Below are 15,330 nucleotides of genomic sequence, written 5' to 3'. Positions count from 1 at the left end.
GTTAAAACTCCTTCGTATATTGTTTATGCGCCGCAAGCTGTTCCTTTAGCTGTGGTAATTGATCGCTGTGGAAATGCTCCATTATTGCGTTCGCAATTTCCCATGCAATTGCATGCTCTGCAACGACAGAAGCCGCTGGAACTGCACAACTATCAGATCTCTCAACACTTGCTTTAAACGGCTCTTTTGTTTCAATATCAACACTTTGTAGTGGTTTATATAAAGTAGGAATAGGTTTCATAACACCTCGTACCACGATTGGCATTCCTGTTGTCATACCACCTTCTAAACCGCCAAGACGATTTGAGCTTCTCGTGTAGCCATCTTCCTCAGACCAAATAATTTCATCATGTACTTCGCTGCCTTTACGGTGAGCCATTTCAAAGCCTAAACCGAACTCTACACCTTTAAATGCATTGATACTTAACATAGCAGATGCTAATTTTGCATCTAGTTTACGATCATAATGTACGTAAGATCCGATACCAGCTGGTAAACCTTCTACGATTACTTCAACAACACCACCGATTGAGTCGCCTGCTTTTTTCGCTTCATCAATGGCTTCAACCATTTCCGCTGAAGCTTCTGAATCTGCACAATAGCATGCATCCTCTTCGATAATTGCACGAATTTCAGCTACTGATTTTCCTGCAGTAGATTCAGGGTTAGCAATGATGCCACCGATTTCAGTAACATGTGAAACGATTGAAATACCTAACTCTGCTAAAAATGCTTTCGCCACTGCACCAACCGCTACACGTACAGTCGTTTCACGAGCTGAAGAGCGCTCTAATACATTACGTAAATCACGGTGACCATATTTCATTCCACCGACTAAATCTGCATGTCCAGGACGTGGACGTGAAATTTGACGCTTAATGTCTTCCGGGTTAATATCTTCCTCTAATGGCTCTGCACCCATAATTTTCGTCCAGTGCTTCCAATCATCATTAGTTACAACAAGTGCTACTGGAGAGCCTAGTGTACTACCATGGCGAACGCCTGATAAGATTTCCACTGTATCCGTTTCAATCTGCATACGACGACCTCGACCGTGGCCCCCTTGACGTCTTTTTAATTCTTTATTTATTAACTCAGCCGTTAATGGCAACTGAGATGGTAACCCTTCGATGATTGTTGTTAATTGCGGTCCGTGTGATTCTCCTGCTGTTAAATAACGCATAACACTTTCTCCCTTCAACTCGCTAAAGTATTTGTTTTTCACTATAACATATTATGTTTCAAAAATCAGTGAATTAACGGAACTTTTTCGCAAAATCCTATAAATTTTGACTATCTATTTTTTTTAGAAAAAATCGCCTTTCGCGACGAGGCGAAAAGCGTTCTTGCGTTTGCTTTTATAATAGAAGAAATGCGATTACATTTTTCTATAAAAGAATGTATCCTCAATATCAAATTGATAACGGGATGGATTGAAAATTTGCTCTGTAGAACCGACGAATAATACGCCACCTGAGCGAAGAGATTTACTAAAGTTATCGTAAATTTGATCCTTCGCTTCTTCAGTGAAATAAATCATCACATTACGACAAACGATTAGATCATAGTTTTGATCATATGTATCTTTTAATAGATTATGTTTTTTAAATGAGACTGTTCTTTTAATCTCGTCCTTCACTTTGTAAAAAGATCCTTCTTTGTCAAAATACTTCGCTTGGATATCCTTTGGAACCTCTGCTAAAGAACGCTCAGGATAAATACCAGCCTTTGCTTTTGCAATAGCATTTTCATCTAGATCTGTTGCAGTAATCGAGATTTGAGATAACGGCACATGGTTCGATAACGTCATCGCTAATGAATACGGTTCTTCACCAGTAGAACAAGCAGCGCTCCAAATTTTCAATTTCTTATTTTGCTGTAATAGACGAGGGAATACTTTGTTTTGGAGAACTTCCCATCTTTTTCCGTTACGATAAAATTCGGAAACGTTAATCGTCATGCGATCCAAAAATTCATCTAAAAGTTCACGATCTCTATCTAATGCATTAAAAAATTCAATAAAGCTTTTAAAGCCTTTTTTTTCATATAAAGATGTTAAACGTCTTTTCATTTGAGCTTCTTTGTATAAGGCAAGATCAATACTTGTTTTTCTTTTAATACTTCCCACAAATTGTTCATAATCAGTCATAAGAATATCTTCCCTCTCTTTAGTCCTATGTCTATTATATCGGAAATGAAGCATTTCTTAAATAGTAGATATAAAGAGTTATTTGACAATTTGAGCAATTCAAGTGTGTTTCTTCATAACCGCTACTGTTATGTATCATACTATGAAAAAAAGCTGCTCGCAAAATTGCGAACAGCTTTTGAAAATAAGAATTATACTAATTCGTTTTCGTTGAAGAATAAACCAATTTCACGTTCAGCTGAAGCTAAAGAATCAGAACCGTGAATAACGTTGTGAGAAAGAGTAGTAGAGAAATCTCCACGGATTGTTCCTGGTGCTGATTCAGCAGGGTTTGTAGCGCCCATCATTAAACGTGCTACTGAGATTACATTTTCGCCTTCCCATACCATTGCAAATACAGGACCAGAAGTGATGAATTCTACTAATTCACCGAAGAATGGACGTTCAGCATGTTCTGCGTAGTGTTTTTTTGCAAGCTCTTCAGTAATTTGTATTAATTTAGCGCCTTTAAGTTCGAAACCTTTACGTTCGAAACGATCTACGATTTCACCTACTAATTGACGTTTAACGCCATCAGGTTTAACCATTAGAAATGTTGTTTGAATAGCCATTGTTAAAATACAACTCCTTAAAATTGTTTACAGGTTTTATACCCACCGTAAAATATTATCATTGTATGGCAGATAGTTCAACATATAGTATTAAAATTTGCGTTTCCCCATATATAATGCGATGTCACGCAAAGACTTTTTGATTGAATTTTGTGGAAGAGCATCAACTTCACGTAGTGCTTTTTGTAAATATGTGTCGCTAATTTTCTTTGCCTTCTTAATCGCTTCTGACCCACGAATTTTACCTAATAATTCTTGTCTTTCATCTTCGGTAATTGTACCCTCTAAAGCTTTCTCGATTAGCGGGCGAATAGCCGGGTCATCTCTGACTAACAACACTGGCAAGGTAATATTACCTTGTAGTAAATCACTGCCTGCGGGTTTGCCCAGCTGTTTATCTGTTGACGTTAAATCTAGAATATCATCGATAATCTGGAATGACATGCCAACATAATAACCGTAGCGTTTTAAACGGCTCGCAATCTGGTCGTCTGTACCAGCCACTACGGCACCAAGATGACAACTAGATGCAATCAGCAATGCTGTTTTACGTTTAATCCGTCTAAAATAGTCACGTATGTTTTGATCGAGCTGCATTTTATCTTCAATTTGAATAACCTCACCAACACAGATTTCCACCATCGTCTTCGATAAAATTTCATGTGCCTTTGGATTGTCAATATCGGTAATATATTGCAATGCTCGTGCAAAAATAAAGTCGCCTGTGTACATTGCCACTCTATTATTCCACTGAGATTTAACTGTAGGTCTTCCTCTTCTCATTTCCGAATCATCAATGACGTCATCATGAACAAGTGAAGCCATATGGATTAATTCCAAAGAAACTGCTACTTTTTTCATCTGCTCGATATCATAGTGACCAAATTTTGCCGAAAGTAAAACGAAAACGGGACGAATTCTTTTCCCTCCAGCTTTTAACAAATGAAGAGAAGCATCATTCAAGAAGTGTGAAGACGAATTCAACGCTGTTTCTAATTCTTTTTCGATGACCTCTATATCTGATTTCAAATCAGAGTAGAGTAGTTTTAACTTCATCTTTTCCACGTGAATAAACCTTCTCCCACCTAGTTTTCTTTTTTGAAGCCCATATGCATAGCAGCAGCTCCACCACTATATGCTTTATATTTTACATTTTGGAAACCTACTTGCTCGAACATTTTCTTTAACTGCTTCATACCTGGGAAATCGTCCGCAGATTCTTGTAGCCAAGAATATTCTTTATAGCTTTTAGCAAATAATTTACCGAAAATCGGCATGATAAATTTAAAGTAAAATCTAAATAACTGACGGTAACCAGGAATTTCAGATTGTGATGTTTCTAAACAAACTGCCATACCACCTGGTTTTAACACGCGTTTCAGTTCACTCAAAACTTGCATATAGTCAGGAACATTACGAAGTCCAAAACCAATCGTTACATAGTCAAATGTATTATCAGGAAACGGTAATTCCATAGCATTACCTTGTAGCAAATTGATTTGAGGATACGATTTTGTCTTCTCAATGCCTACATTCAGCATATTTTGACTAAAATCAAGGCCTGTTACTTGTCCTGTTTCACCTATAACATCAGCCATGGTAATCGTCCAATCTGCTGTGCCACAGCAAACGTCTAATGCTTTAGAGCCTCGTTTTACTTGCATACGATTCATCGTATCTTTGCGCCATTTTTTGTGTAATTGAAAGCTAATAACAGAGTTCATTTTGTCGTAGCTATCCGAAATATTTTCAAATACTTCGTGTACACGTTCTTCTTTCGATTGTGACACTGTTTTTCAACCTTCTCTCGTCGTTAGTTGTTCACATGTATGAGTTGGCATGCGACTTATAATGAGCGTTTTGACTTCATCTTGAAGAAATGGAGAAGTTGAAATACTTCGAATTAATGTAGATGAAAGCTCTGATACTAAATCTTCTAAAATTCTCTCTGCCGATCTTTTTGTAGAAGTAAATTGTTCACTTTTCTCAATCGCCGCCACAATGCGTGTCTGCATATGTGTTTGCTGTAAATTTCGCAATTCATACGCGAGTCTATTCAATACTAGCGCTTGCTGCATTAGTGGAATATATTGATCGAAATGATAATGTTTCATAAATTGTTCAATAGACTTTGATTCAATGACAGTTAATGTGTGCAACCAATCAGCTATAGGACGAATCGTCGGCTCATAAACAGCTGTCTTTTTTTCGCTAATGTCTACGACACCACCCGATAATAATCGAATTAAAGCGATATTAGGTATTTTAGACAACATTTGATAGTACATGCCACTATAAAAATCTCCAGCTAAAACGGTTAGCTGTTGGCCCTTTGAAGTAGCGTCTACTTCATCGATTTGATCATGCGCATGTAGCGCAGTGTAAATCATACCGATTGTTGTAGCCACTTCATCTTGCTCGTTTGTCCACTTTTCACCATTCAAGAATGGTAACAATAAATAAAATAATGTCTCATTTTCTACAATGGGCTGACCTGTATATTTGAGGAGCGTTCTATGATGCAATTGCATTAAAATATTCGTTTGTAGTTCTTGTATTTTGTTGTCAATGTTAGCTGCATTCATAAACTTTTCTCCATTTCAGTTTGTTTCCTGTTATCTATATACTTTTCCAATATTTACATAATTGTAGTGTTATGCTATTTTACATAAAAAATGATGTTTCGATTATTTTTTCGCTTCACTATTTACGACACCATAAGCTGTACGAATTTCTGCTTTACCACGAATCTTCATTGCAGACGTATGTTCCGTAAATTGGGCAATCATAATTTCACCGCTATCTAATTTTTCGGAGTGATGAAACTTTGTATCTGTACCGCGAGTTAAGCCGATTACGTGAACGCCATCTTCTTCTGCACGGATTACAATATAGTCAGTTTGAGACATATTAACATTCTCCTTGCTATCTTATTTCCTTTGTTTATCATATCACAAAAAAAGGTCTATTTTAAGACATTTGAATGAATGATAGTATTTCTGAACGTTTTACGTCGTTCTCTTCAAAGATCCCTTTTGCAACAGATGTAATCGTTTTAGCACCAGGCTTTTTAATACCACGCATCGTCATACACATATGTTCTGCTTCAACAACTACATAAACACCTTGTGGATTTAGCATCTCCATCAACGTATCAGCAATTGTCGCCGTAATACGTTCTTGTAGTTGAGGACGGTGTGATACCGTTTCCACTGTACGAGCTAATTTACTCAAACCAGCGACAACGCCGTCTTTCGGTATGTATGCAATATGCGCCTTACCATAAAACGGCACTAAATGATGTTCACACATTGAGAAGAATGGGATATCCTTCACAAGTACAACCTCGTCATGTCCTTCATGGAAAACTGTTTCAAAATATTTCTTTGGATCCTCATGCAATCCCGCGAACATTTCTTGATACATTTTCGAAACACGCTTTGGCGTATCTAAAAGTCCCTCGCGATTCGGATCTTCTCCAACCGCTTCAAGAATCAATTTAATCGCTTGCTCTATTTTATTTAAATCCATAGTAGTCAACATTAATCCCCCAATATATCAGCATTACTAGTTACATTGTGATGGTAGCACAATCACAGCAAAATGCAAAATACCATGCCTAAAATAAAGGCGGGTTTTTTTGAACATTTACCCAACACTATTTTTTTGTTAAAACTTTATTTTTTCTGTCGCTTTGTTCCTAACCACAAATCATAGGCAATTATATATATACTCTCTTTATCTCATGTTTTCAGCAGAGCTGAAAGATTGACTGAAAAACCCCGATTCTTTGTAAAATCTAAATAACTAAAAATCGTAAGGAAATCAAAACACTGAGCTTTGAATAAAAATAAACCAAAGGAAAATCAAGAACAGGAATAACCTAAAGATTTTCAAATCCTGATGTTAACCAAAATAAATCCCATCTCTAATCATAAACAGAAACCTTTAAACTAAGCACAAATTTGCAGACTTTACCCCATCACACGAGAAATGAACAAGAAAATGTAATTTCTTGTTCATTTCTCGTATGCCAGTCTATTCATAACAACAGACTAGCCAGAGACAAACAAAAAGAACAGCCTTCCTAAGAAAGCTGTTCTATGTACCACAGATACTAATTATTTCACAGCATCTTTAAGCGCTTTACCTGGTTTGAAAGCAGGGACTTTGCTTGCAGCGATTTCGATTTCTTCACCTGATTGTGGATTACGACCTTTACGAGCCGCACGTTCACGTACTTCGAAGTTACCAAAACCGATCAATTGTACTTTATCACCCGTTGTAAGAGCTTCTTGAATTGTATCAAATACTGCTTCAACTGCTTTAGAAGCGTCTTTTTTAGAAAGACCTGCAGCTTCAGCAACAGAGTTAACTAATTCTGTTTTATTCACACCATTCACCTCCTCTCAAAGGGTATGGACTCAATCATGTAAAAAGATTATCACAACCGAAAACCCTATGCAACAATATTTATACTCCTTTTAGCTAGTTTAAGCAAATTTAATCCTTATAAAACGCAAAAAGGCCTTTTGCAGAGTCGCAAAAAGGCCTTTTTTTGTTTTTTCTATAAATAAATGGTTAATTATAAAATAAACGTTACCATCCCACGATCACCTTGATTAACCATTCTTTCAATCGTTTGACGCATTCTTGTTTTCGCATGAGCTGGTACAGCATTTGTTTTATAAGCAATACTTTCTTTCATCACTTCATAAAGTGGTGTACCAAAAAGTTGGGTATTCCAAAGTGCATCTCTATCATGATAATAACCATGCTTCAAGTCTTTTAATAGTTGTTGACTATGAAACTCAGATCCTATTAATGGTGCAAATTCCGCCTCCATATCAATGCGCAAAATGTGGTATGACGGGGCATTTGCCTTCATTCGGACACCAAAGAAATTATTTTGCTTAATGATTTCGGGCGGCGTTGGTTCTAGCTCTTGCATATTGGGTAAAGTAACGCCATAGCCATCTTTTTTAGCCTTTTCTATCGCTTCATGGAATCGTTTATGAGCCTTTCTCGCTTCCTGCGATTCCTTTATAAATAACAACCATTCCTTTTTTGTAACGACAGGTTCTTCCAAAAATTGTTCGCAAACAGACTGATATATGTCATTTTTTACTTGAAGTGTAATTCTAGCACTACCAAGTCCTGGATTCACATCCGTCACTTCTGCACTAGAAATATAATCTTCTTCACTTAATTTTGTGGCAATATGTTTAACATCACGAATTTTTGTCACAGATTCGCCCCATTTAGTAATTGCTTCGTTTAAAGAGGCATTAATCGGATTCGATTCTTCAATGACTTCCATCCAATCTGGACGCTCAATATCAATCGTTGTAATCGGAAATTCAAAGAGTGCTTCACGCAAAATGGCATTCACTTCCTGCACAGACATTTGATCTGCAGAAGTGCTTATTACAGGTACCTGATAACGCTCAAATAACTCATCACGCAACGCTACTGTGTCCTTGTGAGCAGGCATTTTACTATTAATCACGACAACAAAAGGCTTGCCAATGGACTGTAATTGCTCGATTATTTCAATTTCTGCTTTTTCAGCCGCCTGTCTCGGAATCCCGTTTACAGTACCATCCGTTGTAATGACGATGCCAATATTCGAATGATCACGGATGACTTTATCAGTACCAATCCTAGCTGCCTCTTGAAAAGGAATCGGCTCATTATGCCATGGTGTGTGTACTAATTTCGGGCCATTTTCATCTTCATAGCCTTTCACACCATCAATAATATAGCCGACACAATCGGCCAATCGAATTTGCATCGTTAGAGGCCCTTCTCCGACTGCAATTTGTGTTCCTTTAGCCGGGACAAACTTAGGTTCAGCCGTCATAATAACGGGTCCTGGAGAGCTTTGAGGCAACTCGTCCTGCGCTCGCATACGTTCGGCTTCATCTGTTATGTTCGGCAACACCATTACTTCCATTACACGCTTTGTAAATGTTGATTTTCCAACTCTAACTGGTCCTACGATTCCGAGATATACATCACCGTTTGTACGCTCCACAATTTGCTCATATAACTGTTCTGAAATGTGAATCCCTCCTATTCTACGCAATCTATTCTATGCATAAAAAAAACGTTTCATGCTAAATGCATAAAACGTTTTGAAAGGTTATTTTTTATCAGTTAAAAACATGACTTCATTTTCATCGCTAACTGTATATGGTAAAGAGTAGGCTGGTAAAATGGCGTATTTATCAGATAATAAATATCGAATATCCTCACCCTTTTTTACTTTTGGCTTATCTTCATCTAAAATGCGCTGTAATTCGATGGAGTAGTCGATGCAAATTTCACCACTCCCTTTAACAACTAAAGGAAGAGTCGTAGCTGAATATGGACTTGGTACTGTAGGCATTTTTTTATAACCCATTTTTTCGAAATCCATTTGGTAAATATCACCTATTATTTTATCTGCGATTGGCACAAAGCCATTCACGCTTTTTTTAATATTCAATCCACGAATCACTTCTGCTCCACGTAGATCAACTAATTTAACAACTGGTTTTTTACTTTCTGCATTCCAAATGACATATTGATAAATTCCACCTTTTTCATAGGCATTTCCAGGAACCTTATCTAAATAGCCACTTTGTAATTTTTCGAATTGAATTGGATACTTAATATACTGATCCACTTCTGTATCACGATTTTGGATTGGTAGCAACCCACCTGATGATTCTCTAAATTGATCCAATGCTTTTTGTACGACCATTAGTTGCGCTTCATCCGGAATTTGATTTTCAGTACGTTCAGATTCCGGATACATACAGCCGGATAATAGAGTCGCTATCACAACAAATAATAGTAGTATTCTCATTTTTTTCATATGCTTACCTCATTTACTTAGGATTACCATGTGAAGACGACGAACATCATCGTCAAGAAACCTATGATTAAAAATATATATGAGACCAATGCTAGAATTGAACTCACAATTGTATTTTTGATTTTATGACGACTTAAGTAAATTAACCCCATCGCTATGGCCATAAAGCCCATTGAATAAAAGGATATCCACATCATATCCATTGCGCTAAAAGGATTACCATTTAATAACACCAAGCCTGACAACAGAACAACCACCTTTCTTTTCTACGGAGCATTTCCGTTCTCATAGATGAAAGTATATCATAAAAAAACAAGAGGTGAGGACGCATCACCTCTTGTCCATATTTTAAATAAAGCTTGATATAACAGCATTTCAAACCGTTTTATACCCGATTTCTCAATCGTACAATTTTGTGACAAATGTAGATCTTACTCGAATAATCCGGCCATTTCATGCTTCTTCATACGTTGCATTAATTTTCCGACACCATCACTTGCATTTTGTTCATCAAATAATACTTCATATAGAGCAGAAGCGATTGGCATTGTAACATCGTATTTCTCAGCTAGTTGATGTGCCGCTTTTGTCGTACGGACACCTTCAACAACCATACCCATTTGGTCGAGCACTTCTTGCAATGTCATACCTTTACCAAGCATATTGCCCGCACGCCAGTTACGTGAGTGAACACTTGTACAAGTAACGATTAAATCGCCCATACCCGTTAGACCTGCAAATGTTAAAGGCTGTGCACCCATTTTCACACCTAAGCGTGACATCTCTGCTAAACCACGTGTAATAAGCGCTGCCTTCGCATTGTCCCCAAAACCTAAACCGTCCGTTACACCTGCAGCTAAAGCAATAACGTTTTTCAACGCACCACCCATTTCAACGCCAATTACATCTTGATTCGTGTATACACGGAAATATTGATTCATAAATAAATCTTGGACACGTTCTGCAGAAGCTAAGTTTTCACATGCTGCTGCCACAGTTGTTGGGTGCTGAAGTACTACCTCTTCAGCATGGCTTGGACCAGATAGCACAACAATATCTTCAATGAAAGCTTCATCTAATTCTTCTCTCATAATCTCAGATATGCGTAATAATGAGTCTGGCTCAATACCTTTTGAAACATGTACAAATAACATTTTACGATCTAATGTCTCCATCATTTTTTGACAAGTTTCGCGGATTCCCTTTGTAGGTACCGCCATCACGATTACATCCGCATGTGCAACAGCATCTGCTAACACATGTGTTGATTTTAATACTTTTGATAGTTCTACACTTGGCAAATATTTTGCATTAGTATGTTGGTTATTAATTTCGTTTGCTTGATCTTCACGATGTGACCATAGCAGGCAATCGTGACCATTTTCAGCTAAGACAATTGCTAGTGACGTTCCCCATGAGCCCGCACCTAGAACTGTTACTTTATTCATGACTGGATCCCCTTCCATCTAGACATAACTGTTATCCTCTAGCACGTGTAATTAAACGAATTGGCGTACCTTCGAAATCGAATGTTTCGCGGATACGGTTTTCTAAGAAACGCTCATACGAGAAGTGCATAAGCTCTGGTTCGTTTACAAAGACAACAAAAGTTGGTGGTTTAATCGCAACTTGAGTAACGTAGTAAATACGTAATCTGCGGCCTTTATCAGTTGGAGCTGGGTTTCTTGCTACTGCATCTGCGATTACTTCATTTAAGATACTTGATTGGATACGCATTGAGTGATTTTCATTTGCTCGGTTTACGACAGGCAATAATGCGTGCACACGTTTTTTCGTTTTCGCTGAAACGAAGACGATTGGTGCGTAATCAAGATATAGGAATTGCTCGCGAATCACTTTAGTTGTATGATTCATCGTTTTTTCATCTTTTTCAACGGCATCCCATTTATTCATCACGATAATCACTGCTTTACCTGCTTCATGAGCATAGCCTGCAATTTTCTTATCTTGCTCTTGGATACCTTCTTCAGCATTTAAAACAACTAACACGACGTCTGAGCGATCAATACCTCTTAAGGCACGCAGGACACTATATTTCTCAGTTGTTTCGTACACTTTCCCTTTTTTACGCATACCAGCTGTATCAATGATGACATATTCTTGTCCTTCGAATTCATACGGGGAGTCAATCGCATCACGTGTGGTACCAGCTATATCACTAACAATGACACGTTCGTCACCTAAGAATGCATTCACTAAAGAAGATTTACCAACATTCGGGCGGCCGATTAAAGAGAATTTAATGACATCGTCTCCATATTGTTCTTCATCATCTTCTGGGAAGTATTTTGCAACTTCATCAAGTAAATCTCCTAAACCAAGACCATGTGAACCTGATATAGGGAATGGTTCTCCTAATCCCAATGAGTAGAAATCGTACATCATTTCACGCATATCGGGATTATCGATTTTATTGACAGCTAAAACAACTGGTTTCTTTGTTTTATATAGAATTTTTGCAACATGTTCATCTGCAGCAGTTACACCTTCACGACCATTTGTCATGAGGATAATAACATCCGCTTCATCCATGGCGATTTCTGCTTGGTGACGAATTTGATCTAAGAAAGGTTCGTCTCCAATATCAATACCACCTGTATCAATAATATTAAATTCATGTGTTAACCAATCCGCAGAACTGTAGATTCGGTCACGTGTGATACCAGGAATATCTTCCACGATAGATACACGTTCCCCTACGATTCTGTTAAAAATAGTCGATTTACCGACATTCGGACGGCCTACGATCGCTACGATCGGTTTCGTCATAATATATTCATCCTTCCAACTTCTAATAATCGTTATTATACAACAAAAAAGGCGATGGCACCTTATAAGTTCCCCATCACCTACAATTTAAGTCGTCTTATATATCTATTTTACATTGATACACCGGGCATTACAAGAAAAAACAGACGGATATAAGAAGAACCGCCTGCTCGTTGTTACTATTTGTTTATAAAAGTCTTCTCTTACTCAGAGAAATTTTTTAATTTATCACCAATTACATCAGCAAATGAGAAGCCTTTCGTTTCTTCAGGTAACTCGTAATCGGTAATCTCTTCCGCTTCATTGTTTTCAAGTAATACTTTTATACTTAAAGATAGGCGGTTTTCGTTTTTATTGACATCAAGTACTTTTACTTCAACCTCTTGGCCTTCTTTTAGTACTTCATGTGGTGTTGTAATATGTTTATGTGCAATTTGAGAAATATGCACTAAGCCTTCTACACCCGGGAATACTTCAACGAATGCACCGAAGTTCACTAGGCGTTTAACTGTACCTGTTAATATAGTGCCTTTCGGTGCTTTTCCTTCAACTTCTTCCCATGGTCCAGGTAAGGTTTCTTTAATAGAAAGTGAAATACGCTCGTTGTCTTTATCTACAGACAACACTTTCACTGTAACCTTTTGTCCTTCTGAAAGAACATCCGATACATTTTCCACGTGTCCATGTGATACTTGTGAAATATGCACTAAACCATCTACACCACCAAGATCGATGAATGCACCAAACGAAGCTAGTCGTTGAACAGTTCCATCTAATACGTCACCACTATTGATGCCGCCCAATAGTTGTTCTTTTTTAGATGCTTTTTCGCCTTCTACGATTGCTCGGTGAGACAAGATTAATCGGTTTTTCTGTTGATCCATTTCAACAATTTTAAAGGCCATTGTTCTCCCTTTATAATCTTCAAATGATTCAACAAAATGATCTTCTACTAGAGAAGCTGGAACGAAGCCACGAACGCCTAAATCGACTACTAGGCCGCCTTTTACAACATCTTTTACTTCTGATTCAATTATTTCACCATTCTCAAACTGAGCTGTTAGTACTTTCCACGCATGGATAGCATCTACTCTTCGTTTTGAAAGTACATAGTTTTCTTCTTCTACCTTTGTAATAATGAGTTCAAATTCATCGCCGACTGAGACAGCGTCGGAAGCTTTATCAACATGCAAGCTTGAAAGCTCACTGATTGGTACGACACCATCAAATGGTGCACCTTCAATTGATACGGTTACTGCCTTTTCCTCAACTTGAGCAACGATACCTTTGACGATATCTCCCTCACGGAATTCTTGACCTTTATTCAAGTTCATTTCTTCAGACATATGTAATCCCCCTTCACAACGTTTCATCTCTATTTTATGCGAATTCTCTCACAAAGACAAAAATTAACTCTTTTTTAATTGAATTTTTTTAATTTTTCGGATAATGTTCATCTAATAGCTCTTGAATACTCGCCATTATGACTTCAGTTACTTCTTCTGCTTTTGCACGGCGTTCACGATATGGTGTAATATCGATTGGTTTACCAAAAACCACTTTCAAACGTTTGAACGGTTTATATGGACCAACAATGGCACATGGCATCACATTTGCTTCGCCTTTTAATGCGAAAAATCCAGCACCAGAAAAACCTTTACCAAGCGTGCCCGTTTTGTTTCTTGTACCTTCTGGGAAAATACCGACAACTTGACCTTGTTTTAATAAATCAATAGCCGTCCGCAACGCTTGACGGTCACTCATACCTCGCTTTACCGGGAAGGCATGAACACTTGGTAAAATCTTTTTTAAGATAGGTAACCCAAAAAGTTCTTCCTTCGCCATAAAATTAACCGGTCTAGGAGAAGTAATACCTACAATTGGCGGATCAAGTGCATCAATATGATTGGAACATAGTAAAATGCCCCCCTCTTTCGGGAAATTTTCAAGCCCGATGACTTCCATACGGTAAATCGGCTTTAACGCGGTAAAAACAACAGATTTAGCAAATTGGTAAAAGTCCATCTTATGCCATCCTTTCACTCACTAATTTTAAAATAGCATCAGCTGCTTGTTGGATAGATAGCTCAGTTGTATCTAAGAAGATGGCGTCTTCCGCTTGTACAAGTGGAGAAGCCTCTCGTTCGCTATCCAATTTGTCCCGAAGTGCAATTTCATCTTGTAACTGCAGAATAGTGGTTTCTATGCCGCGTTGTTTATTGTCTTCAAAACGGCGACGTGCACGTTCTTCTACAGTTGCAGACATATAAAGTTTTAATTCAGCGTCAATTAATACAGCTGTACCGATATCACGACCATCCATAACAACACCGCCTAATTTCGCCATTTCTTGTTGATGCTGTACCATAATTTCACGCATCGCCGCATGTGAAGCTACTTTTGAAACATTACTTGTTACTTCATTTGAGCGAATTTCTTGTGATACATCTTGACCATCTAGAAACACTAATTGTCCCTTATCTGAAGGTTGTAAAGTAATTTCAGTTATTCCTAATAAATTTGTTACACTTTCCGCATCTTCTAAATTTATATTTACTTTCAATGCTTTTAATGTAAGAGCTCTGTACATAGCACCTGTGTCAATGTATGTATAACCGAGCGCCTCTGCTGCAATTTTAGCAATTGTACTTTTTCCTGCTCCAGCAGGGCCGTCAATTGCGATTTGAATGTTCTTTTTCACGGTTTCAACCCCTTCTTTCCGTAATATTGTAACATAACCGAAATGCTGAGGCGACTCGTTTAAATCAGACATAAACTGGAATTTTCCGGTACAAAAGCATTCCTTTGCTTTTGTACCAGAAAACGGAAGTGACCACTAGGGTCTAGTCGCCGAAGCTAGGTACTCCGATATACTGAGCCGACTCGTTTAGCTGCGAGACGCGTTGGAGGTCAGAAGC

Annotated in this window: 17 protein-coding genes; all 17 read right to left on the bottom strand. The window is 37.8% G+C overall.

The genetic code is table 11. From position 1 onward, the window contains the following. Position 1 precedes the first annotated feature (1 nt). The 17 genes from aroC to cmk all read right to left on the bottom strand — a co-directional run bounded on the left by aroC (position 2) and on the right by cmk (position 15,113). On the bottom strand, positions 2–1,183 hold the full coding sequence (gene aroC, locus JFL43_RS18025; protein WP_100796716.1) for a chorismate synthase: 1,182 nt from the start codon (positions 1,181–1,183) through the stop codon (positions 2–4). A gap of 195 nt (positions 1,184–1,378) precedes the next feature. Next, complete coding sequence (locus JFL43_RS18020; protein ID WP_200750109.1) at positions 1,379–2,149, bottom strand: CheR family methyltransferase; 771 nt, start codon at positions 2,147–2,149, stop codon at positions 1,379–1,381. A 191-nt stretch (positions 2,150–2,340) separates the two neighbouring features. After that, positions 2,341–2,760: a nucleoside-diphosphate kinase gene (gene ndk / locus JFL43_RS18015; RefSeq protein WP_100796714.1), complete on the bottom strand. Its 420-nt coding sequence runs from the start codon at positions 2,758–2,760 to the stop codon at positions 2,341–2,343. Positions 2,761–2,850: 90 nt separating this feature from the next. Then, positions 2,851–3,825, bottom strand: a complete 975-nt coding sequence (gene hepT, locus JFL43_RS18010) for a heptaprenyl diphosphate synthase component II (RefSeq protein WP_100796713.1) — start codon at positions 3,823–3,825, stop codon at positions 2,851–2,853. A gap of 20 nt (positions 3,826–3,845) precedes the next feature. After that, on the bottom strand, positions 3,846–4,550 hold the full coding sequence (locus JFL43_RS18005; protein ID WP_200750108.1) for a demethylmenaquinone methyltransferase: 705 nt from the start codon (positions 4,548–4,550) through the stop codon (positions 3,846–3,848). 6 nt (positions 4,551–4,556) lie between these two features. Continuing rightward, positions 4,557–5,345 carry a heptaprenyl diphosphate synthase component 1 gene (locus JFL43_RS18000; RefSeq protein WP_100796711.1) on the bottom strand — a complete coding sequence of 263 codons (789 nt, stop codon included), beginning with the start codon at positions 5,343–5,345 and terminating at the stop codon, positions 4,557–4,559. Between the two features lie 102 nt (positions 5,346–5,447). After that, positions 5,448–5,669, bottom strand: coding sequence for a trp RNA-binding attenuation protein MtrB (mtrB, locus tag JFL43_RS17995; protein ID WP_200750107.1), 222 nt, complete (start codon positions 5,667–5,669; stop codon positions 5,448–5,450). 61 nt (positions 5,670–5,730) lie between these two features. Further along, a complete protein-coding gene (gene folE / locus JFL43_RS17990; protein ID WP_407701997.1) occupies positions 5,731–6,303 on the bottom strand; it encodes a GTP cyclohydrolase I FolE in 573 nt (190 codons plus the stop codon). 578 nt (positions 6,304–6,881) lie between these two features. Further along, complete coding sequence (locus tag JFL43_RS17985; protein ID WP_038190738.1) at positions 6,882–7,154, bottom strand: HU family DNA-binding protein; 273 nt, start codon at positions 7,152–7,154, stop codon at positions 6,882–6,884. Positions 7,155–7,345: 191 nt separating this feature from the next. After that, positions 7,346–8,848, bottom strand: a complete 1,503-nt coding sequence (gene spoIVA, locus JFL43_RS17980; RefSeq protein ID WP_234447877.1) for a stage IV sporulation protein A — start codon at positions 8,846–8,848, stop codon at positions 7,346–7,348. A gap of 57 nt (positions 8,849–8,905) precedes the next feature. Further along, the gene (locus JFL43_RS17975) at positions 8,906–9,622 is read right to left on the bottom strand and encodes a hypothetical protein (protein ID WP_200750106.1); all 717 of its coding nucleotides are present in this window, start codon (positions 9,620–9,622) and stop codon (positions 8,906–8,908) included. Positions 9,623–9,645: 23 nt separating this feature from the next. Beyond that, positions 9,646–9,867 (bottom strand): DUF2768 domain-containing protein, encoded by a 222-nt coding sequence (locus tag JFL43_RS17970; protein ID WP_234447876.1) that lies wholly within the window; start codon positions 9,865–9,867, stop codon positions 9,646–9,648. Positions 9,868–10,053: 186 nt separating this feature from the next. Then, positions 10,054–11,070: an NAD(P)H-dependent glycerol-3-phosphate dehydrogenase gene (locus tag JFL43_RS17965; RefSeq protein ID WP_200750105.1), complete on the bottom strand. Its 1,017-nt coding sequence runs from the start codon at positions 11,068–11,070 to the stop codon at positions 10,054–10,056. A 31-nt stretch (positions 11,071–11,101) separates the two neighbouring features. Then, the gene (gene der / locus JFL43_RS17960) at positions 11,102–12,412 is read right to left on the bottom strand and encodes a ribosome biogenesis GTPase Der (protein ID WP_200750104.1); all 1,311 of its coding nucleotides are present in this window, start codon (positions 12,410–12,412) and stop codon (positions 11,102–11,104) included. Positions 12,413–12,615: 203 nt separating this feature from the next. Continuing rightward, positions 12,616–13,758, bottom strand: a complete 1,143-nt coding sequence (gene rpsA / locus JFL43_RS17955) for a 30S ribosomal protein S1 (protein ID WP_200750103.1) — start codon at positions 13,756–13,758, stop codon at positions 12,616–12,618. A gap of 88 nt (positions 13,759–13,846) precedes the next feature. Beyond that, on the bottom strand, positions 13,847–14,437 hold the full coding sequence (locus JFL43_RS17950) for a lysophospholipid acyltransferase family protein (protein WP_100796704.1): 591 nt from the start codon (positions 14,435–14,437) through the stop codon (positions 13,847–13,849). 1 nt (position 14,438) lies between these two features. Beyond that, complete coding sequence (gene cmk / locus JFL43_RS17945; RefSeq protein ID WP_200750102.1) at positions 14,439–15,113, bottom strand: (d)CMP kinase; 675 nt, start codon at positions 15,111–15,113, stop codon at positions 14,439–14,441. Positions 15,114–15,330: the final 217 nt, after the last annotated feature.

The sequence above is a fragment of the Viridibacillus soli genome, assembly GCF_016612995.1.
GTDB classification, from domain to species: domain Bacteria; phylum Bacillota; class Bacilli; order Bacillales_A; family Planococcaceae; genus Viridibacillus; species Viridibacillus soli.
The sequence above is the reverse complement of the archived record's forward strand: the minus strand, read 5'-3'. Positions and strand labels throughout refer to the sequence as shown.

Excerpts from the sequence above, each read along its gene's own strand:
- aroC (WP_100796716.1), bottom strand. The coding sequence starts at position 1,183 with ATGCGTTATTTAACAGCAGGAGAATCACACGGACCGCAATTAACAACA.
- JFL43_RS18020 (WP_200750109.1), bottom strand. The coding sequence starts at position 2,149 with ATGACTGATTATGAACAATTTGTGGGAAGTATTAAAAGAAAAACAAGT.
- ndk (WP_100796714.1), bottom strand. The coding sequence starts at position 2,760 with ATGGCTATTCAAACAACATTTCTAATGGTTAAACCTGATGGCGTTAAA.
- JFL43_RS18000 (WP_100796711.1), bottom strand. The coding sequence starts at position 5,345 with ATGAATGCAGCTAACATTGACAACAAAATACAAGAACTACAAACGAAT.
- mtrB (WP_200750107.1), bottom strand. The coding sequence starts at position 5,669 with ATGTCTCAAACTGACTATATTGTAATCCGTGCAGAAGAAGATGGCGTT.
- folE (WP_407701997.1), bottom strand. The coding sequence starts at position 6,303 with ATGTTGACTACTATGGATTTAAATAAAATAGAGCAAGCGATTAAATTG.
- JFL43_RS17975 (WP_200750106.1), bottom strand. The coding sequence starts at position 9,622 with ATGAAAAAAATGAGAATACTACTATTATTTGTTGTGATAGCGACTCTA.
- JFL43_RS17965 (WP_200750105.1), bottom strand. The coding sequence starts at position 11,070 with ATGAATAAAGTAACAGTTCTAGGTGCGGGCTCATGGGGAACGTCACTA.
- der (WP_200750104.1), bottom strand. The coding sequence starts at position 12,412 with ATGACGAAACCGATCGTAGCGATCGTAGGCCGTCCGAATGTCGGTAAA.
- rpsA (WP_200750103.1), bottom strand. The coding sequence starts at position 13,758 with ATGTCTGAAGAAATGAACTTGAATAAAGGTCAAGAATTCCGTGAGGGA.
- JFL43_RS17950 (WP_100796704.1), bottom strand. The coding sequence starts at position 14,437 with ATGGACTTTTACCAATTTGCTAAATCTGTTGTTTTTACCGCGTTAAAG.